A 20,820-nucleotide genomic window follows, 5' to 3' on the forward strand; every position below is an offset into this window, starting at 1 on the left:
CCACCTTGGAAGAATGGTGACTCAACTCCCGTCATCGTTTCCAAGTAAAATTCTTTCGTGCACGCGGGGCCGCGAAGTATCAATTCAAAATCCAAAGGACAAAACCATGGCACATCCCTTCTGTCATATGGAACTAGGCAGCACCGACGTCGCGAAGTCCAAAACCTTCTACACAACCATGTTCGGCTGGAACATCCGCGACATGGACATGGGCGGCGGCATGACGTACTCGATGTTCAAACCCGAAGGCGAAGGCCCCGGCGGTGGCATGATGAAACATCCCGTCCCAGGAGCACCTTCATCCTGGCTCCCCTATGTCTTGGTGGATGACATCCACGCGGCTACAAAGCAAGCCACGAGCCTCGGCGCAAAGGTGATGAAAGACGTGCAGGAGGTTCCGCACACAGGCTGGTTTAGCATCATTCTCGATCCCACTGGCGCGGCGCTCGGACTCTGGCAAGAGGCAAATAAGGCGTAAGACTGGAGCAATTACGTAGCACGGAACGGCCGGGCATCCAGTTGCTGTCTCACCGCCAACTGAGTCCGGCCAGCTTTTATGTTTAGTAGGCAGCGGTCTTCGAACGAATCTCCATCGCGTCACATTGCGAACACACGTCGCAGCAGACGGCCGTCATACACTAGTCAGCAGATGCGATTCGTTCTTCTCCTCCTGTCCCTCGTTTTGGCAGCAACACAAGCCACAAGCCACGCCTATGCTCAATGGGATATCGAAGAGTCCCACACCACGGCCAGCCTGCGCGGCATTCACAACGTCGGCGGTGGAGTTGCGTGGGCCAGCGGCACCGACGGCACCGTGCTCCGCACCGAAGACGGTGGCTATCTCTGGCAGACCTGCACGATACCACCGGGAGCAGAGAAGCTCGACTTTCGCGGCGTTCAGGCTTTCGATGAAAACACCGCCATCGTCATGTCCAGCGGCCCCGGCGATCAGTCCCGCCTCTACAAAACCACCGACGGCTGTCAGACTTGGAAACTCCTCTTCACCAATCCTGACAAAGAAGGATTCTGGGATGCGCTTCAGTTTATTGATCGCCAGGAAGGGTTTGTCCTCGGCGATCCCGTTTCAATAAAGGGGGTGCAAGCCTTGAATGCCTTCGCCTTCTTTCAAACATCCAACGGCGGAGAGACATGGAATGCTCTTCACCAAGAGAGGCGTTCTCAGCATATCTACCCAGCTCAAACTGATGACGCGGTCTTCGCGGCCAGTAACTCGTCGCTGCTCGTATCTTTTACCTATCCGACATTTGTAACCGGTGGCCCTCATCCTAAATTGATCGCAGCCCGTCCTATGTTCTGGAGAGTACTGCCCAATATTTCGGCGCAGGACCTCATAAAAGGCATCTCGAGATCTTTACCACTCGCTGTGGGTAAGGCGGCGGGGGGCTTCTCGATTGGAGAGACCCATGGCAAATTTGTCATTGTCGGCGGAGACTATACGAAACCGGACAGTATAAACGGAACTGCTGTATTTGAAGGTGCAGATCTTGATTTCTTTCAAGCCATCACCCCACCTCATGGTTACCGTTCCTCAGTAAACTATGACTCAACCCAAAAACTTTGGGTCACCGTTGGCCCGAACGGTACCGACATCTCCACTGACGACGGCAAGAATTGGCGTCCGCTTACGCCCGCATCCACCGATCCCGTTGGTGCCGACAAGAACTGGAACGCGCTCTCGCTTCCCTTCGTCGTGGGTCCGCATGGACGTATCGGGCGTCTTCGCACCATCGATCAAAAGTCAACGGCGATAAACAAGCCCTAATCGCTCATAGCCCTTGAAATGAAGCGAGCTCGCGGCAGAAACTCGCGTATTTTTTTCGTTTATTGCTGCTGCGGAGTTGTTGGTGTCGTCGTACCGGTCCCCTGTGTGCCAGAGCTCGGAGACGATCCATTTCCTGAACTTGGCGACGATCCAAAGCTTGACCCCGACGAAGAACCGTAACTCGAACCCGATGAACCGAAGCTCGATCCAGACGAAGATCCAAACCCTGAAGTGCCGGAAGCTCCATATCCCGAGGTGCCAGTCCCCGTGCCTCCCACGCCCGAGTTCATTCCGCCTGCGGAACCCAGCCCCTGATTTCCGCCGCCAAGTAGCCCCGCGGCCTGCTTCAGCTGCTCAATTCGCGGATCGTAGATAAACTCCCAGGTGTTGTACGACTTCTGTTCGTTCAGCACGACGATCGACGTTCCCTCCTTCGGAATGCCCACACCTACAAAGGGCGCGCCGCCGACCCCAAAGCCTGAGCCGGATTGACTCGCGTTTCCAGCGATCGAACCGAGCGTGCTGTTTGAACCCGTCGTCGTTGAGCCAGTCCCCGAGCTGTCTGTTCCGGTGGTCGCCCCTCCCGCGCTGGGCGTTCCCGCATTGGAAGCTCCCGTGCTGGAAGCTCCCGTGCTGGAAGCTCCCGTGCCACTCGTGTTGCTGTAACCAGGCCCTGAGGAGGAGCTTCCGCTACCCAGTCCGCCCGTTCCCTGCCCCGAAGAGCCAAAGGCGCTCGACGACCCCGACGAGGACGAACCGAACGCGCTTCCACTGGACCCGCCAAACGCCGACCCCGAACCGGCGGCGCCTGCACCGATCGCTCCCGAAGAGGCTGATCCGGAAGCCGACCCCAGCCCCGGCGCCAGGCCCGTCAGCGGTTGGCCGAAGAGTCCCTTTACCGTCGTCTTTGCCTCACCTACGTGGATCAGGCGCCAATCAGACTTCCCGGTAAATGGGTCGATGTACTGCTGGCGCAGAAATTTCACCGGAGTGCCCTTGGCCAGCGCATCCATCGAGCCAGGATAGCTGCCGGACTTCCGGTAGTAGAGCTGGATCGCCCGCACGTACTGATTGCCGCGATGCACCGCCTCCACCTCGCGGTCGCGCCTCAGCTCCTGGGCCATCTTCGGCGCGGCGATACCCAACACCAGCAGAACAATGAAGATCGCAACGATCAACCCTACCAGCATGAAGCCCTGCTCTCCATGCCGCTCTTCCATTCGCAGATCAGCCACCACTCTCTTAGATGAGGGATGGCCATCAAGCCCGCATTGGAAGTGAAGTCTCTTCATCGCGTCTACCTCACGCACCGGCTGTCTCAGTGCGCCAGCAGCGGCAGGGTCTGCTTATTATTATTCGCCATATCTTCCACCAGCACCGAGTTGGCCGACACTGTCACAACTCTATACTTCCGCTGGACGATATCGCCATCGGAGGCGAGGAAGACATCCTCCCCGTGCAGTAAAAACGCTCTGCGTTTTCCATCCGCTCCGGTCGCCGTCCCAAAAAACTTCAGGTCGATCGGCGGCGGGGGTGGTGGACCCGGTGGTGGCGGCGGGGGTCCCGGCGGTGGAGCCTTCACCTTCCGCACGGGCACAATCGGCTTCGGGATATCGACCGGCTCCGAGCTTGCGGAAAAGATATTCCGTCCGCCACCCGAGTAAACCAGCGACTCCGTGACCAGCATCGCATCCATTCGCAGCGTCGGATCAAGCTGCGCGGAAGTTGTTCCAAGCTTTTTGGCCGCAGCACCAGCGATGTTTCCTGACGGAATCGCAACTACTGCTCCCGCAGCAGGAGCAGACCTCGCAGGAGCGGTCACCACGACGGGCGGCGCTACCGGCGCAGGGCTGTCGTCGCGCAGCTCGTAGTACAAAACTCCAGCCGCAACCAGCACGAACGCAGCAATCGCGCCGCCTTTCTTCTGTTGATCCGCAGTCAGCCGTATCATCGCTGGCCTCCCGCCTCAAGATTTTCAGAAGAGCTGTCGGCAGCCTTCTTCTCGTCCGCACCCGCCACACTCTTGTCAGAGCCTTCGGTCCCCACGGGCGATCGCAGGTACGTTGTCAGCCGAAGCCGAAGCCCCACTGTTCCGCTCTGCTGACCAGTCAACGTAAGCCCGCTGATCAGGAAAAACATCTTGTCCCGCTCGAGCGAGTTGATAAAGACCACCAGCGGCCGATAGTCCCCGCTCAGGCTGGCATCCATCCGCGCCTCGGTCAGCGCCCCCGCGGTTCCATCCATCACAGGAGAGTATGCATATTGCACCCTCGTCAGCTTCACACCCTGCTTCTTCGCCAACGCGCCCAACTCTCCTGCTACCTCAGAGTTCGCAAACGGCAGACGCTCCTTATAAAACTTGTCGGCATCTTTGGTGGCCTGCGCCAGCTTCTCATCCAACCCTTCGAGTGGCTGTCTCGCAATCTCCGCCGTCTTCATCTGTACCGTCTGGTCCGCCAACGCCGCGGCGTTCTGGTTGTTCGCCGCGCGCCACGCAAATGCCATATGCGCCAGCAGGTAAAGATTGACCAACCCAAGCGCCACCGCTCCAGCAATGTGAAAGTTTTTCAGCGTGCCCAGTCGGCTCGCCTTCTCGGCAAATTGCTTGGCCGCCACTGCAGTCCGTTTCTTCTCGGCTACCGTCGTCATCGCGCGGCTCCCTTCTGCGCCGGAGCCTTTACCGCGCCAGCTCCGGGGAGCGCACTCTTCGGTGTCATCCTCTTTTTCTTCACCACACCCGAATCACTCTCCGTCGCATCGCCGTTGTCTTTCTTGTCCTTCTTGTCTTTAGCGGCGGCATCCTTCACAGGCTTTTCCGGCAGCGGGTTATATCCACTCAATACATCGAACTGCACCGCTCCAGGAGCCGTCAGCTGCGCGGCATTTCGGTTTCCTTCCTGCGTTTGCGCCTGCTCTGACGCCAGCCGAGGCGATAGGAATCGCTGCGACGTCTCGAGATTCCTCACCAGCTGCACCGCCTTCTCGCGATCCCCGCTCACGCGCAGCCGAATATTCACGTCGCCTTCCTTCGAAATCACCGGATCGATGCTCGTCACCTGAACACCCGCGGGCAGCACCTTCTCAAGGTCCATCATCACAGCCGTCCAGCTGAAGCTCTTTTGCGCAAACGCAGCATTTAGAAAACGCGATCGCTCAAGCACAGCCATATTCTGTGGCTGCCGCATCCTCGCCTCATTCGCCATGCGCTCCTGCTGATACCGCTGCGTCTTCGCCTTCAGCGCAGCCATCTGCGCCTGCGCCACCCTGGCCTTCGCATTCAGCGAGTGCAGCGCAAACCCCAGTCCCACCGCCAGCAGCGCCAGCACCACCATCGCCAACCGCAGCTTTGCAAACAGCGGCCTCAGCTCAATAAACGGTCGATTCGCAAGATTGACAGAGATCCGCATCAGTTCTTCAGCGCTCCCCGGACGCCGGCCAGCCAGCCTCGCGGCACACTCGCCGTCACTGCTCCCGCCTCCATCATTCCCGCATCCACCAACTCGCGCACCCTCAGACCCTCCAGCCCGTACTCCGCCGCCTCAGCCAGCGTCTCCGCACCGAGCGTTCCCGCAACCAGAAGCTGTTCGGGAGCAGTCTGCAGCGAGTCTTCAAAGTAAGCCGCCGCCACACTCACCGCCTGCGCCACCTCGCGCGCTGCCGCCTGAGCCTCAATGTGCCGCACCAATGCCGTTCCCAGCATCGAAGGGTGCATCTCAGTATGCGCATCGAACTGATCCCATCCACCCGGCCCCAGCGGCTCCTGCTGTGCCCACTCCTGCGCCGAACTTTCCCGGTCCACCAAAGGGATCGAGGTCTCGACAAGTTCAATCGGTGCACCGACGCTCGGCCCCGTGCCCATATCGACCGAGCGATGCAGCAGCAGAACTCCCGCCTGCACAATCGCCGTCGTCACCGAACCCAACCCCGCATTGACCACCAGCACCGGCGCTGTGGTCTCATCAAGCCCCGCCAGCGCCGCCAACGTACTTGGAAGCACTGCCCCCGGAAGGTATCCAGCCGCAAGCACCATGGCCTCATACTCCTCAAGCACAGCCTTCGGTATAGCAACCGCCAGCAGCTTGATCGTTCCCTTCTCGTTCGACATCACCTGGTAGCTCACCATCGCGTCATCCGCGTCGAATGGCAGCAGCTTCTTCAATCGAAAACGCACCAGAGGCAACGCCTCGACTGTCTTCGTCGGCAGCTGATCGAAGTCCAGAAAAAGCACCCGCACCGCGGAGTCCGGCACCACCAGCGTCACATCGCGCAGACGACCCGCACCACGCTCGGCGCGATCTGATGAGCCACGACCGGACACAGTATCGAGCGCCTTGCGCACAGCCAACGACACGCACGTCTTATCGACGACGTTGCCGGGCTTCAACCCAGGCGCCAGCGCACCACTAGCCAGATCCACCCGCGCCACCGACGTCAACAGAGCAGCCGCATCTTCGGCCCGCGCCGCCACTACGCCCTCTGCGCGAACCTCAACCGCCAGCCGCGGCCGCGTGCCCAATGTCTTCGGTAAAATTTCCATTCCGTCCTAGACTACCTTGCTCTATCGATTGACACTACGTCACCATCATGGTGCGCGCAGCGGCAAACCGTGTTCTCGCGGCCCGCTCTACCGTCCGGCCTCAATAAACGTCACCTTATTGATTTCGCGCAACGTAGTAATGCCGTCCCGCACACGCTCCAGCGCCGAATCGCGCAAAAACGCCATGCCCTTTTCTTTGGCCTTCTTACGAATCTCGCTTCCCGGCTTCTTCGCCAGCAACATCTCACGAATCTCGTCGTCCAGCTCCAGCAGTTCGTGAATCGCCGAACGACCGCGATATCCCGTTCCGCCGCACTCAATACATCCCGGCCCTTCGCGGAAGTTGAACCCACGCCACTCATGCAGATCGAGCCCGCTGGCATGCAACTCCGCGTCGCTATAGTGAACATCTCTCACGCAAAATTCACACACCTGCCGCACCAACCGCTGCGCCAGAATACAGTTCAACGCCGACACAAAGTTGTAGGGCTCGACACCCATGTTCAAAAACCGTCCCAGCACATCGACCACGTTGTTCGCGTGCACCGTCGTAAACACAAGGTGTCCCGTCAGCGCGGAGTTGATCGCAATCTGCGCCGTCTCCGCATCGCGGATCTCACCGACCAGAATCTTGTCCGGGTCATGACGCAGAATCGAGCGCAACCCGCGCGCGAACGTCAGCCCCTTCTTCTCGTTCACGGGAATCTGCGTGATGCCGCGGATCTGATACTCCACCGGGTCTTCGATCGTGATGATCTTATCTTCTTCAGATTTAATCTCGTTCAACGCCGCATAAAGGGTCGTCGTCTTACCCGACCCCGTCGGTCCCGTCACCAGCACCATGCCGTACGGCTCTTTGATGTACCGCCTGAATCTCTCGAGGTCCTTCGCCGCAAAGCCCACGACATCCAATGAAAGTTTGGTGAACTTCTCCGACATCGATTCTTTATCGAGCACACGAAGCACAGCATTCTCGCCATGCACGGTCGGCATAATCGACACACGAAAGTCGATCAGTCTGCCCTTGTACCGAACCCGAAAACGTCCGTCCTGCGGCACGCGGCGCTCGGCAATATCCAGCTCGCTCATGACCTTGATACGCGACAGAATCGTCTGATGATGTTCGCGCGCAATCGGAGCCATCGCCTGCTGCAGCACACCGTCGATGCGGTACTTCACCAGCAGCGAATCATCGAACGTCTCAAGGTGAATATCCGAGGCACGCCGCTCCAGCGCAGTAAATATGGTGGTATCAACAAGTCTTATGATCGGCGAGATATCGTCTTCGCTCGTCAGCCGCTCAATCGAAATATTCGAATCCTGGTTGTCGTCGCCAGACAACACATCGAACGCAAGCCCTTCGCTTGCCTCATCGAGCACGCGCTGGCTCTGCTCGGTCTTCTTCAGCAGCTCGGTGATCTGGCTCAGTGTCGCCACCCGCGTCACCAGCCTCTGGCCCAGCAGCCCTGAAATCTCGTCCAGCACCATCAACTTCGAAGGATCGGAGACCGCAATCGCGAGCTTGCCCTCCATCTGCTCCAGCGGCACGAAGTTGTACCGGAACATCATGTCCACGGGCACGCTCTTGAACAGCTCGTGTGAGATCTTGAAGTTCTTCAGGTCCACAAAATCAGCGCGGTAGCGACGCGCCAGCAGCTGAGCACGCTCTGTCTCACCCATACCCGCTTCATTGATCGGTATTGCCAATGGTGCTATTGCCATATTCGTAAGACTCCCTTTACATCCAACCGTCACTCACACCTTCGCGTCATTCACGGTGCGTTCAAACGATCTTTGTTGTGCTAATTCCGCCACTACCCGGGGCCGGAATCCGCCAAAGACGAAAACATCCGTCCAATCTTCTATTATTCAGCAAAATCAGCTCTTATGGTATTCTCCGCGCAACACCTTTGGCCTCACATACGTACGTCTTTTGGAGGACCCAGCAATGAGCACTTACCCGCCGACCCTCTCCGCTCTCGCCCCCAAGGCCATCAACTGGTCCATCGCCCTCAGCATCTTGTTGATTCTTGCTGGTCTCTTCGCCGTCCTGATTCCGCCGTTCTCGGGCCTCGCCGTCACGCTCATCTTTGCCTGGGCCATGATCGTCAGTGGAATCACACACTTCGTCTTCGCCTTCAAGACCCACACCACAGGCGGTGTGCTCTGGGAGCTGCTGGTCGGCGCGATCTATCTCTTTACTGGCGTCTATCTGCTGCTGCACCCGCTCGACGCCCTTATCGTCCTCACCCTGATCCTCGCTGTATATCTGGTGTTTGAAGGAATCGTCGAGATCATCCAGTCCTTCCAGCTTCGTCCCCGCCACGGAGCGAGCTGGCTCTTGTTCGACGGCGTCATCACCCTCATCCTCGCCATTATGATCTGGCGCTCGTGGCCCGCCAGCACTGTCTGGGTCATCGGAACACTAGTCGGCATCAGCATGATCTTTAGCGGCTTTTCGCGCCTCATGCTTTCGCTCGCCGCCAAACGCGCACTGAATCAATCAGTCTGAAGGACCTCCTGCGCGGAGGGCGGTCACTTCGTGACACGTATACCGGTCAAGGCACCCAAGCGGCAAGAACCCTCCCGCTGGTCGGGATCAAATCCCGTCGCCGACCAACGGGAGGACCAGGCGAAGCGGTATACAAGTCACGAAGTGACCGCCGCACGCGTAGTGCGCTTTTACCTCTTCTAAGTCTGATCCGCATTCAGAGAAGCAATCAGCGCATCCGCCTGCGCCATCGACCCATCCAAACTCACCATCAACACATCCACATCAGTCGACATCTTCGCCGAAGTCCCCTTCAACGACCCAATCGCCCGCGCATTCAGATTGTGCTTCAAAAACGTCACCTGATCGCGAAACGCCGTAATCACCGGCGTCATCCGCGCCTCAGTCTGCCGCATCGACTTGATATACCCCGCCTCACTCAACCGCGACTGCCGCAGCATCACCGCCGACTGCGCCTTCAACTTCTTGTTCTCCATCCCGTCAATCTCTTTCTGCCACTCCTTGAAGAGATCATTCGAGACCTGATCAATCGAGTCGATCCGGTTATGCAGCTTCTGCGCGCTATCCGCAGCCTTCTCGTACTCGCCATTCAACTTCTTATAGTTCTTCTCAAGCGATCCACCCTGAAACCCCGTCAGCGCCTGAAACGACTCCATCGTCGTCTTGATCTGCTCCTTCGCCTGCTGCTGGTCCTTCTTGGAGTCCTTCACCCGCGACACAAGGATGTCGCGCTTCTCTTTTCCAAACGTCTTCATCGCCTTGTAGTAGGAGCTGGTACACCCAACCAGCACAATCAGCGAAGCCACCGCCGCCGCGTATCGCAACACCCAACGTCGAGAGATCACAGTCAACTCATTCCCCCTGTCAGAGCTTGACGAATTGTAACCTCTCCGCTGAAGATCGCGGCCCAAACGCGCCGCTAACCCACGACGGGAAGCCGATCGCCCCGCGAGCGCAGCCAGAGTTCGATGGCAATCGTGTTGATCGAAAATCCGATCCAGAACGCAATGCCAAAGAACTGCCCCGGCTCAAGATGTGTCAACCGGCTCGTCGCAAAGAACACCCCCATCACCGGCCGCGTGGTTGCAATCCCTAGAAGAATTGCAACCGCCCGCAACATCCATCGCATCTTCTCAATCGCCTCGCCCCGGCGTGCAGCCACAAATGCTCGCGCAAGCGAAAACAAAAAAAGGCTATTGAAGAAGAGAACCGCGGATCGCTCCACCCATCCGCCAACCGGATGAGTGCTCATGGCATAAGCAGTGACTCCGACCCAGGCGCCCAGCGGAAAGAACAGCTTTTCCGCCCAACCCCCGCCACTTCGCAGCCGCAGTACAAACGGCGTCAGCAGAACAAACGCCATCGCCGGAAGAATGTGAGCAAGCGTCAAAGCAGCATGCGAAGCAAACACCGCATCAAGCGCAGCCGTCGGCGAAGATCCGACAACCCCGGCCTGCGTCGGATGCACAAGTACCGCTACCCTGCGCAACACAACTGCAACCGCAATCACGACGCAAATCCAGAAGCCTACCTTCAGCCATCCAGGATAGACACCGGCCTCGATTCCGCGCACCGGAGTTTTTGCGCCCATACGCCCTCCTCGCCGCGAGGCCAAGCCGTACTACGCTCGGACACGCGAGGATAAGGAAACATACGCAGCGAAGAATCCCGTCGTTCCCTACTGCCCTCCCGAACCACCCGCGCTCAAGCTGAAGATGGGCAGATACAGCGCAATCAGGATCGTCGTCACCACCAACCCCATCATGATCAGGATCAGAGGCTCAATCAAACTCATCGCCGCCGTAAGATTCGTCTGCACATCCTCTTCAAAGAACTCCGCCACCGAGTTCAGCATCTGCGGCAGCGCACCGGTCGACTCACCGACCTCAATCATCTCAATCGCCAGCTCAGGAAACACCTTCGTCGCCTGCAAGCTAACCGATAAACCCTTCCCTTCGCGCACCGTCTCAACCGATTTATAGACCGCGCTCGCAATCTCTCGCGAATCGATCGACTTCGCCGCCGTCTCAAGCGAGGGGACCAGTGGCAACCCTCCCGTCAGCAGCGTAGACAACGTCCTCGAAAACAACCCCACCTGGTACTTCAGCCATACACTGCCAAACACCGGCAGCTTGATACGAATCTTATCGATCAGTCTCGCGCCTGCGTCCGTCTTCGACCAGCGATAAAGCAGAAATCCAACCACTCCCGCCACCACTGCCACATAGATTCCGTAAGACTGCGCCTCTTTCCCCAGATCAAGCAAAAACGTAGTCAACGCAGGCAGCTTCGTTCCCAACTGGTCATACAACTGCGCAAACCGCGGCACCACAAACGTGATCAAAAAGATAAACAGCCCAATCACCATCACCACCAGCAACGCCGGATAGATCAAGCTTGCCTTCAGCTTCTTCCGGAACGTGAGCGACACGCGCTGAAAGTCCAAAAATCGTTGCAGTACCTCTTCAAGATTTCCCGACCGCTCTCCAGCGAGCAGCGTCGTCGTATACACAATCGGAAATCCACCCTGTGCCTCGAACGCCTGCGAGATCGACTCGCCCGTCTTCACCCGCGATGCCACGTCCTCCAGCTGGGCACGAAAGTGCGGAATCTTCTGCCTCTTGCCCAACAGCTCGAGCGACCCCAGAATCGGCAACCCCGCCTTGATCAACGTCAAAAACTGTTGATTGAAGACCAGAAAAGTCTCCAGCTTCACCTTCTTCTTGCTTGCCCCCAGCGCACTCTTCGCCTTCACCGAGTAGACGTAGTACCCAGCCTGCGTAAACCGCGCCTTCAGCTCCTCAGCCGTAGCCGCCGCATGGCTCTGCTCCATCACCCGCCCACGCTCATCCGCCAGCTTAATAACAAACTCAGTCATAGACCTCTAATACGCCCCAGCCATCTTGAAGTAACTCAATCCATCTTAGACGTTCCAATAACAAAACCGCCCTCGGGCGCAACTCGCATCTGCCCGGGAACCATCCCCCAAACGAGTCACAAATCTATACAGGACTCCAAAACCGCAATCCTGTATCATCTGCGTGGCAGTCCGTACGGCCCTCCGACGAAACCTTGAAGGAGAGTCACGCTGCCGCATGGGATACGGCCACTACAACCTCAACCATTCTCGCTGAGCAACTTTGAAGGACATGCCGCAATGACTGCGACCCCTTGGTTCAAGATCCCCCCCGGAGCCCGATCTCTCCTCGCTCTCCTCTTCGCGACACTCCTTTCACTCACCGCTTTGGCACAGACTCAAACCCCAATCTACCCAGTACCTAGCTTGTCGCCAGCATTCGCCGGCGAAGTGACGGGAGACTTCAACGGCGACGGGCTTCCGGACCAGGTCTACATATCCTCTGCGACCGCAATCACCGTGCTCCTCAATCAGGGTGCGACCAACCCTCCCACCTCAGTCGTCACCGGCGGCCTGACCTGCACACCACAGAACCTTGTGGTAGGCGACATGAACAAAGACACCAAACTGGATGTCGTGCTGACCTGCCAGGAGGGCTTCGTCGCAGTGCTTTTCGGCAATGGAGACGGCACTTTTCAGACACCCTCATACCAGGCTGCGCCCGGTGTAACCACGATCGCTCCGCTGGTTGATCTCAACGGAGACGGATATCTCGACGTCGCTGTCGGCGCCGGAGCCAGTACGTCCATCCCGCCAAGCCAAACCTACACCGTGGTCGTTCTGCTCAATAAGGGCGCCAGCACTCCAGGCACCCTCGCTTCACCCAAAAGCTTCACCGTTACCAATGGCTCCTCGCCAATCGGGATCGGCGACTTCAACGGCGACAGCAAACAGGACATCATCATAGGTTCGCCCGCTCAAGTCTTGTTAGGAAACGGCGACGGAACACTCCAGACACCCATACAAACTGCAGCGGCAACACCCTATGTCGCAGCAGACCTGAACAATGACGGTCTGACCGACATCGCGTATCTCTCCCAGCCTTACACTTCTCTTCCGGCACCGGCGTCAATGCAAATCCTGCTGGGTGCATCCAATGGAAGCTTCACTACTACCCCCAGCCAACCTATACCAGGTTCAGAAAACTTCTCTCTCCTGTTGCCTTTCAAGAACACTGCTAGTAGCAGCATCGTCAACCTTGCCTTAGTCGGCAGTGACACGCTCATCCTGTTGGGCGACGGCACGGGGAAATTCACTTCCGGTCCGGCATACGGGGTCAGTGCGCCCAGTGTCGTCGGAACCGTCGCGACCGCGACTGTCTCAACCCAAACGGCCGCCAACGGGAACACGAATCTTGTTTTCTACCAACATAATTCGAGCCAGAACCTCCTTATGCCCGGAAACGGGGACGGCACCTTTCAGGCTCCCCTGACGACCATCCCTCCTTACGGGCCAGGAGTTCCAGGTGCTCCAGTCTTCGTCGATCTCAATGGAGACGGTCTGACTGACATACTCGCGGTGGACTTCGGCGGAAATCTGATAGCGTCCCTCGGTCGCGGAAACGGAAGTTTCACAACAACAACGCATAACACCGGGGGCACCCAGCCCCAGGTTTCATTTTCGAGCCCGGTCATCGTCTCGGGAGACTTCAACGGTGACGGCAAGCCAGACGCAATCGTCATCCTGCCCGGTGCTGCAGACGAGGGTAATCAAACAATTGTAGAGAACGCGCAGATGTTTTTTTATGCCGGAAACGGCGATGGAACCTTCAAGCCAGGTTCAGCCCCGGTTCTTCTGAGTGTTTTCGGGGCAGGCACACCGTTGGTTGGCGACTTCAATGGCGACGGCAAGCTCGACCTGATCGTTCCTTATGGCGGAACGCTTCGTCAGTCCACTCCAAGCGGTACGCTCTTTTTTGCAGGGAAGGGAGATGGAACCTTTGCCGCTTCCGTGTCGATTCCAACACCGGCAAACACCAGTAACCTTCCCGCAAATCTTGGTTTCGCAGCGGACCTGAACAACGACGGCAAATTGGATTTCGTTGGGCAAAACACTGTTAGCCTTGGAAATGGCGATGGAACCTTCCAACAACAGCCTCTAGGCATCCCCGGAACGCTCCTCGCGGTCACTGACTTGAATGGCGATGGAAAGCCCGATCTGTTGATCGAAAACGGCGTATATCTCGGCAACGGCGACGGAACTTTCCAGACCTCACCCTATTTTATCGGATCCAATTCCATGGCCTTGTATGCAGGCCCAATTGGTGCGTCCATCGGCGACATCAACGGAGACGGAAATCCGGATATACTCTTGCAGGTATTGACAAGGGATGAGAGTACTTCCCAACCTCTAGTCTTTTTCGGAGACGGTAAAGGTAACTTTGTTGCCGATCCCAACACATACTATCCATCCGCTGGCTTTTCAGCGACTGCGACACTTGCACGCCTGAACAATCAGGCACCGCTCCCGAACGACAATAAATTGGACTACGTCTCCGTATCTTCAGCAAGCTACGCCTCCGGGCTTTCAACGGGGGCAGTTACTCCGTTTCTCAACCTGCTGAATCCAGCTTCAATACCCCCCGCTCCGCTGCCCTCGAAGACTGTGCTTACAGCCTCCGCAAGTAGCGTAGCGCCAGGTCAGCAACTCACCCTGACCGCAACGGTCACGGGCGCCATACCCACCGGGAGCGTCACCTTCGTCACCGGAACCACCAACCTGGGAACCGCTTCTATCACCAACGGCACAGCAGCCATCACAACTTCATTCGCTGCAATCGGCACCTATCCAGTCGTAGTCAACTATGCTGGCGATGCCAACAATGCGGCAAGCTCTTCCAATGCAATCTCCATTCCTGTCGCTCTCGTCACCTCCACAACGACTCTCTCTGTGTCGACCAACAGCGCCGGAACCAATCAGCATCTCACTTTCACCGCAACCGTCTCGGGACTCAACCCGACCGGAACGGTCACCTTTGCCTCCGCAACGGCCACGCTCGGCACTGCTTCCATTACCAACGGCGTCGCTACCCTGCCTTTCACCTTCACTACCGCAGGCAGCTACGCAGTTACGGCGAGCTACGCAGGTGACGTCGACAACTCGAGCAGCACCTCTGCCACCGTCACCGTCGCAATCGCAACGCCCGACTACTCCATCACCGCATCCCCATCCTCGGCGACCATTTCACCTGGACAGTCGGCGACCACTACACTCACAGTGACCCCAGTTGGCGGCTACGGCGGCACCGTGAAGTTCTCCTGCGGCACACTCCCCAGCGGAGCAACCTGCACCTTCGCCCCGGCCTCCGTAACCCCAACCAGCGGCGCTGCCACCAGCGTTCTGACCATCACAACCACCGCCCCTTCGACGGCCCGCCTGCGCGATCGATCGCTCTCATTGCAGGGAATCGCATGGGCGAGCTTCATCCTGCTAACCCTGTCCCCCCGCAAACTTCGCGGACTAAACCGCCGCCTCGCGCGCGCAACCCTGTTCACACTACTCTTGGCTGCCGGTCTGCTCTCGTTCTCGGGCTGCAGCTCTTCTTCCCCCTCAAACAACAACCCTCCGACAAATCCAGGCACTCCGGCCGGACCCCAAACCATAACCCTGACCGGGGCAGACTCCTCCGGAAACCTCTCGCACGCCATCAACTTTCAAGTCACCGTGCAATGATCGTCGGCGATAAAATCGTCTTCGGTTAGAGAGACCAACGAACAAGAAAAACCCCGAGAACATCCGGGGATTTTCTTTGCGTTATATCCACAAGCTCACGTGTCAGGCCGAAGGTGAAATCACAATCCTGTCCAGCATGATCTCCAGTCCCTCCCTCGCGTCTTGTACTGCCGTCCGGTTCCCTTCCAGACGGCTGATCATCAACGCTCCCTCCAGCGTCGCGATGATCATGTTTGCAACCCGCCGCGGCTGAACCTCACCCCGAATCTCCCCGTTTGCGATCCCGTCCTCGACGATGCTCCCAAGCCGCGCCTTCCACTCCTTCATCGCGACACACACCAAACTTCGCAGCACCGGATTTCCGTCATCCGCATCGATCGCCGTATTCATCAATGGGCACCCTCCAGGAAATACCCCCGGAGTCTCCGCAAACCGTCTCACGGAATACTTCAGCTTCTCCACCGCACCGGGAATTGCGTCCTGCCCCTCTCGCCGAGCCTTCGCCACCCGCGTCCACGCGTACTGAAACGCTTCGGCAGCAAGCTCCTCTTTGCTGGCAAAGTGCCGATACACCCCACCCTTCTCCAACCCCGTCGCATCCAGCACATCCTGCATCGAGCAACCGGCAAACCCCCGCTGATTGAAGATCGGGGCCGCCTCCTCGATGATTCTCTGCCGCGTCAACTCACCTTTTCCCATATCTCTTCCCTCGCCGCGATACCTGCTCAAAAATCCTACAGCAGCAAGAAAACGCATCGTGCGGCTCTTCTACTGAATCAGATGCTTAAAGAAACCGTTCAGTCTCTTTTTGAGAGACCGTGCCGGCGCTTCAGGAGGAGAACGAGAAAATATGGCCACCGCCACCCTCATTGAACCAGAGCTAGCCGCCCCGACAAAGCCCAAGGTAACCAGTTCCGCCCCCCGAAGCCGCCCCGTTATCAACCCGTGGGTCATCGCCCTTACCGTCACCATCGCCACCTTCATGGAGCTGCTCGACACCTCCATCGCCAACGTCTCCCTGCCTTACATCGCCGGCGGCCTCGGCCGCTCCTACGACGAAGTCACCTGGATCCTCACCACTTACCTCGTCGCGAACGCCGTCGTTCTGCCCATGTCGGCCTGGCTTTCGCGCGTCTTCGGCCGCAAGACCTACTACATGGCCTGCGTGGCGCTCTTCACCATCACATCCTTCTTCTGCGGCATCGCCCCCACCCTGGGAATTATGCTGCTCTCTCGCGTCCTTCAGGGCATCGGCGGTGGTGGTCTCGCCCCGGTCGAGCAAGCCATCCTCGTAGACGCCTTCCCTCCCGCCAAACGCGCCTCCGCCTTCGCCCTCTACACGGTGGCCATCGTCACCGCCCCCGCCATCGGACCCGTCCTCGGCGGCTGGATCACCGATAACTACAACTGGCGCTGGGTCTTCTTCATCAACATCCCTGTCGGCCTGCTCTCCCTCTTCCTCACCAACCGCTTCGTCCAGGATCCGGAGTCTTACGCCGAAGAGCGCAAGACCGTCCGCGTCAACGGCAAGCTCCGCGTCGACGGCATCGGCATCGCGCTCGTCGGCCTGGGCTCGGCAGCTCTCGAAGTCCTCCTCGACCGCGGCCAGATCGACGACTGGTTCGGCTCCCCCTTCATCATCTGGATGTTCGTTATTGGCGTTGGGTGCCTCACCGCGGCCGTCTTCTGGGAGCTCCACACTCCCGACCCCATCATCGATTTCCGCCTGCTCAAGATACGCAACTTCGCGTTCGCCAACTTCTTCTACTTTGTCTTCGGCTTCGGCCTCTTCGCCTCCACCACGATGATTCCGCAGCTCCTCCAGTCCCTCTACGGATACCGCGCGATCGACGCGGGCCTGGTCCTTGGGCCTGGGGCTCTAGTCATCACCTTCCTGGCACCAGTAGGCGCACAGCTAGTGCAACGAGGCATCGTCAAACCCCGCATCTTGCTGTTCGGCGCGGTGATGATCGTCGGCATGTCCTTCCTTCACTACAGCCACTTCAACCTCGACACCGACTACAAGCACTACGCTCTCGCCCGCGCCCTGCAAGGCCTCGGCTACGGCTTCTTCTTCGTGCCTCTCTCGGTCATCGCCTACTCGCAGCTCAGCCCGGCACAAAATAATAAAGCCTCATCGCTCACCAACTTCTTCCGCAACTGGGGCGGCAGCTTCGGCATCGCCTTCATCACGACCATGTCCGAGCGCCGGCAAAACTTCCACCAGGAGCGCGTCGGCTCAACCCTCGCTCCCTCCAACAGCAGCCTGCAGGAAAACATCCACCAGACCGCCGCCTACCTGCAAGCCCACGGCTTCTCCCCAGCTGACGCCGTCACCGCAGCGTACGGGCGCGTCTACGACCAGCTCCACGCCCAGACCCAGCTCCTCGCCTTCATGGACTGCTTCCACATCATCGGCGTCATCACCATCATCGCAGCCCCGCTCGTCCTGCTCACCAAGGCCTTCAAACCCAGCGGCAAATCCGAAGGCGCTCACTAACGCAACCGCATGACACGTCTCTCCCAATCGAACGAACCTGTCGCGGACATCTCGTCGCGAACATCTCTAAGACAGGTTCGTTCCTCGACCCAATGTCGCTGTAGCATGTTGGGGAACAGGAGGGTGCCGTGCCGGAGCCGAAGAACCCACTGCCCGAAAGCGGCTGGATGTCAGACAAGATCGTGTCCGCCGCGCAAGAGGCCGACTTCGCTGCCATCAGCAATCGCTCCGGTGTCAGGTTGGATGGCACAGGTCCCTACCTTCGCCTTCACTTTGCCAACGTCTACGTCCGGGACCAGGAGCGCAGCATACGCTTCTTTGTCGATCAGCTCGGCTTCACCCTCATCGCCGACGTCACGTTTGCATCCGGCAATCGCTGGGTCGAGGTCGCTCCTCCCGACGGCACCGCAGTCCTCGCGTTGGTGATTCCCAGAACCGATTGGAACGAAGAACGCTTCATCGGCAACTCAGGACTCGTCACCTTTCTAACCGAAGACGTCGAAGGAAAATACCGCGAGTGGTCCGAACGCGGAGTACACTTCCCCATCCCGCCACAAAGCCCCTCGTGGGGCGGAACCTTCTGCCGGTTCGAAGATGTTGACGGCAACGCCTTCGCGCTCGCAGGCTTCGACGACGTCACCCGCCAGATCGACGCGCGACGCCAGGCACTCGCCGAGCAGATGGAGATCGAACAACGCGCGGCCCAAGAGCTGGAGATCGCGAAGCAGGTGCAGGCACGCCTATTCCCCCAGCGTCTGCCCGCCATCTCCGCCCTCGATTACGCGGGAGTCTGCGTTCAGGCCCGCTCCGTAGGCGGCGACTACTACGACTTTCTCGACCTCGGCCCCGACCGCGTCGCCCTGGTTATCGGCGACATCGCCGGAAAAGGCATGGCAGCCGCGCTGCTCATGGCGAATCTGCAGGCAAACCTGCGCAGCCAATGTGTCAGCGCCATGGACCATCTCGAAGAGTTCCTCGGTTCCGTCAATCGCCTGCTGTTTCAAAATACAGCCACAAGCTCCTACGCAACTCTCTTCTTCGCCGAGTACGACCACCGCCTCGAACGCGTGCGCTACGCGAACTGCGGACACCTCTCCGGCCTGATACTGCGCCGCAACGGCACACTCGAGCGGCTCGAACCCACCTGCACCGTCGTCGGACTCTTCGAAGACTGGAAGTGTTGCGTCTCAGAGAGCCGGCTCGACGAAGGCGATCTCCTCGCGCTCTACACTGACGGCGTCACAGAGTCCTCCGACAGTTCAGACGAAGAGTTCGGCGAAGTTCGACTCATAGAAGAACTGCGAAGCCACAGGGGACTGCCCTCCGCGGAGTTAGCCAATACAATCGTCCAAAAGGTCTTGCACTTCAGCGCACCCGACCAGTTCGATGACATCACCCTGATCATCGCCAAGCGAGTTGCGGCTCAGAGATAGATCACTCCTGAGGACGGATTGATGGCCGAAGAGATCGATCAAGAGAACCGGATAGAGCCTCCCAAAGCAAGCGGGAAATTTGTCTTTCTCTTCGCCTTTCTGCTCATCGAGTTACTTGTCTACCCTTACGCGGGCTCTGGCGCCACAATCGCGCTATGGTTCCGGCTATTAAACGTGCTGATCGCGTTATCCAGTGTTTACGCCGTGAGCTTCCGCCGCGCGACATGGATTATTGCGCTGGTCTTTGCAGCGCCTCTTCTGCTTGACCCCTTCATCCTGCGTGAGATCACGATGAGCAAATTACAACTTGTGCGCTCCGGCATGAGCGTCGCCTTCGATATCTTCATCATCATCGTCGTTTTCAAAAGGGTCTTCCAGAAGGACGAAACCACCTCAGATGCCATCTACGGCGCCGTATCGATCTACCTTTTAGCAGGCTTCGCATTCTCCAGGATCTATTCCATTCTGGTCGCGTTTCAGCACGACGCTTTCTTCCTCGATCCGGCGCTCAACCACCACACGCTCCCCTTGCAACCCGACCTCACCTACTACAGCTTCCTCACAATGACGTCGTTGGGAGCCGCGGGGATCTCCGCCGTCAGCGATCAAGCACGGTCTTTATCGATCGTTCAATCTGTTTTGGGCATTCTATATTTAGGCGTTTTAGTCTCTCGGCTCATCGCCACCTACAAACCTGTAAACCCTTCCATGTAAAAAGCCCCGCGCAATCGCGGGGCTTTTCCTAACCCAACTCAAAAGACTAAACGCTGACTCTCCGATATGGGCTCCGGGGCAACTGTAGACCTGCAGCTGGCGAGCTTGGCAACTTAGCTTGCCTTCGCAAAGACCTTCGGAAAGTCGATATCGACCTGCGCAGCGTTGTTGAAGTAGTTCGTCAACACGTTGAGCGCGACATGCGCGATAATCTCCGCCATCTCCCCATCGCTGTAGCCAGCCTCACGCACCGCCGCCAGATCGGCATCGCTGATCTGACCGCGAGTCTCAAGAACCCTACGCGAAAACGTCAACGCCGCAGTCGTGCGGGCATCTTTGCCATGCCCCTTGCGGGCCTCCACAATCTGATCCGGCGTCAGGCCAACCATCTTGCCAATAGCCGTATGTGCGGACAGGCAGTAGTCGCACTCATTCTCCTGCGACGTCACAAGAGCCAGCTGCTCCCGTGTCTTGGCATCAAGCAAACCTTTGCCGAGCGCACCGCTCAGCCCAAGATACCCTTCGAGCACAGCAGGCGAGTTGGCCATCACCTTGGTCATATTTGGGACGATCCCGAGCGCGCCATGGACAGCGGTAAGCAGATCCTTGGCCTTGCCGGTTGCAACGTTGGGGTCAATAGCGGAAAGACGTGACATGAAATTTCTCCTCATTGGTTGAAAATAAGCTGCAAGCCTCAAATCCTGGCTCACTACGTTTGATACCGAACGTTCGGTAAAGTTTCGAGGATTTAT

At 58.3% G+C, this 20,820-nt stretch carries 18 protein-coding genes; 7 read left to right on the plus strand and 11 right to left on the minus strand.

Going from position 1 to position 20,820, the window contains the following annotated elements:
- The first annotated feature begins 106 nt into the window (after positions 1–106).
- Both RBB77_RS18770 and RBB77_RS18775 read left to right on the plus strand, forming a co-directional pair.
- Positions 107–478 (plus strand): VOC family protein, encoded by a 372-nt coding sequence (locus RBB77_RS18770; protein WP_353063255.1) that lies wholly within the window; start codon positions 107–109, stop codon positions 476–478.
- 171 nt (positions 479–649) lie between these two features.
- Positions 650–1,783, plus strand: a complete 1,134-nt coding sequence (locus RBB77_RS18775) for a WD40/YVTN/BNR-like repeat-containing protein (protein ID WP_353063256.1) — start codon at positions 650–652, stop codon at positions 1,781–1,783.
- 59 nt (positions 1,784–1,842) lie between these two features.
- Here the strand turns inward: RBB77_RS18775 and RBB77_RS18780 are convergent, their stop codons facing one another.
- The 6 genes from RBB77_RS18780 to RBB77_RS18805 form a co-directional block, all read right to left on the minus strand.
- Positions 1,843–3,018, minus strand: coding sequence for a type II secretion system protein (locus tag RBB77_RS18780; protein ID WP_353063257.1), 1,176 nt, complete (start codon positions 3,016–3,018; stop codon positions 1,843–1,845).
- Positions 3,019–3,101: 83 nt separating this feature from the next.
- On the minus strand, positions 3,102–3,734 hold the full coding sequence (locus RBB77_RS18785) for a hypothetical protein (protein WP_353063258.1): 633 nt from the start codon (positions 3,732–3,734) through the stop codon (positions 3,102–3,104).
- Entirely contained in the window at positions 3,731–4,432 is a 702-nt protein-coding gene (locus RBB77_RS18790; protein ID WP_353063259.1) for a hypothetical protein, read from the minus strand. Before RBB77_RS18790 ends, RBB77_RS18785 begins: the two co-directional genes overlap by 4 nt.
- On the minus strand, positions 4,429–5,190 hold the full coding sequence (locus RBB77_RS18795) for a PilN domain-containing protein (protein ID WP_353063260.1): 762 nt from the start codon (positions 5,188–5,190) through the stop codon (positions 4,429–4,431). The genes RBB77_RS18790 and RBB77_RS18795 overlap by 4 nt, the downstream gene beginning before the upstream one ends.
- Positions 5,190–6,320, minus strand: a complete 1,131-nt coding sequence (locus RBB77_RS18800) for a hypothetical protein (protein ID WP_353063261.1) — start codon at positions 6,318–6,320, stop codon at positions 5,190–5,192. Before RBB77_RS18800 ends, RBB77_RS18795 begins: the two co-directional genes overlap by 1 nt.
- Before the next feature lie 87 nt (positions 6,321–6,407).
- The gene (locus RBB77_RS18805) at positions 6,408–8,042 is read right to left on the minus strand and encodes a GspE/PulE family protein (RefSeq protein WP_353063262.1); all 1,635 of its coding nucleotides are present in this window, start codon (positions 8,040–8,042) and stop codon (positions 6,408–6,410) included.
- Between the two features lie 226 nt (positions 8,043–8,268).
- Between RBB77_RS18805 and RBB77_RS18810 the strand changes: the two genes are divergently transcribed.
- Positions 8,269–8,832, plus strand: a complete 564-nt coding sequence (locus tag RBB77_RS18810) for an HdeD family acid-resistance protein (protein WP_353063263.1) — start codon at positions 8,269–8,271, stop codon at positions 8,830–8,832.
- 179 nt (positions 8,833–9,011) lie between these two features.
- Here RBB77_RS18810 and RBB77_RS18815 read toward each other — a convergent pair whose 3' ends face one another.
- From RBB77_RS18815 to RBB77_RS18825, 3 genes are all read right to left on the minus strand, one after another.
- The gene (locus RBB77_RS18815; RefSeq protein ID WP_353063264.1) at positions 9,012–9,677 is read right to left on the minus strand and encodes a DUF2959 family protein; all 666 of its coding nucleotides are present in this window, start codon (positions 9,675–9,677) and stop codon (positions 9,012–9,014) included.
- Positions 9,678–9,751: 74 nt separating this feature from the next.
- Positions 9,752–10,423 (minus strand): DUF2306 domain-containing protein, encoded by a 672-nt coding sequence (locus tag RBB77_RS18820; RefSeq protein WP_353063265.1) that lies wholly within the window; start codon positions 10,421–10,423, stop codon positions 9,752–9,754.
- Between the two features lie 87 nt (positions 10,424–10,510).
- Complete coding sequence (locus RBB77_RS18825) at positions 10,511–11,710, minus strand: type II secretion system F family protein (protein WP_353063266.1); 1,200 nt, start codon at positions 11,708–11,710, stop codon at positions 10,511–10,513.
- Positions 11,711–11,989: 279 nt separating this feature from the next.
- On the opposite strand from RBB77_RS18825, the gene RBB77_RS18830 reads away from it, so the two are divergent.
- Positions 11,990–15,421 carry an FG-GAP-like repeat-containing protein gene (locus tag RBB77_RS18830; RefSeq protein ID WP_353063267.1) on the plus strand — a complete coding sequence of 1,144 codons (3,432 nt, stop codon included), beginning with the start codon at positions 11,990–11,992 and terminating at the stop codon, positions 15,419–15,421.
- 102 nt (positions 15,422–15,523) lie between these two features.
- On the opposite strand, the gene RBB77_RS18835 is transcribed toward RBB77_RS18830, so the two are convergent.
- The gene (locus RBB77_RS18835; RefSeq protein ID WP_353063268.1) at positions 15,524–16,177 is read right to left on the minus strand and encodes a TetR/AcrR family transcriptional regulator; all 654 of its coding nucleotides are present in this window, start codon (positions 16,175–16,177) and stop codon (positions 15,524–15,526) included.
- A 94-nt stretch (positions 16,178–16,271) separates the two neighbouring features.
- Between RBB77_RS18835 and RBB77_RS18840 the strand changes: the two genes are divergently transcribed.
- The 3 genes from RBB77_RS18840 to RBB77_RS18850 all read left to right on the plus strand — a co-directional run bounded on the left by RBB77_RS18840 (position 16,272) and on the right by RBB77_RS18850 (position 20,068).
- The gene (locus tag RBB77_RS18840) at positions 16,272–17,921 is read left to right on the plus strand and encodes a DHA2 family efflux MFS transporter permease subunit (RefSeq protein ID WP_353063269.1); all 1,650 of its coding nucleotides are present in this window, start codon (positions 16,272–16,274) and stop codon (positions 17,919–17,921) included.
- A 128-nt stretch (positions 17,922–18,049) separates the two neighbouring features.
- Entirely contained in the window at positions 18,050–19,354 is a 1,305-nt protein-coding gene (locus tag RBB77_RS18845) for a PP2C family protein-serine/threonine phosphatase (protein ID WP_353063271.1), read from the plus strand.
- Positions 19,355–19,375: 21 nt separating this feature from the next.
- On the plus strand, positions 19,376–20,068 hold the full coding sequence (locus tag RBB77_RS18850) for a hypothetical protein (protein ID WP_353063272.1): 693 nt from the start codon (positions 19,376–19,378) through the stop codon (positions 20,066–20,068).
- A 113-nt stretch (positions 20,069–20,181) separates the two neighbouring features.
- Here RBB77_RS18850 and RBB77_RS18855 read toward each other — a convergent pair whose 3' ends face one another.
- Positions 20,182–20,724 carry a carboxymuconolactone decarboxylase family protein gene (locus RBB77_RS18855; RefSeq protein ID WP_353063273.1) on the minus strand — a complete coding sequence of 181 codons (543 nt, stop codon included), beginning with the start codon at positions 20,722–20,724 and terminating at the stop codon, positions 20,182–20,184.
- Between the last annotated feature and the right edge of the window lie 96 nt (positions 20,725–20,820).

Source organism: Tunturibacter psychrotolerans, from assembly GCF_040359615.1.
GTDB lineage: Bacteria > Acidobacteriota > Terriglobia > Terriglobales > Acidobacteriaceae > Edaphobacter > Edaphobacter psychrotolerans.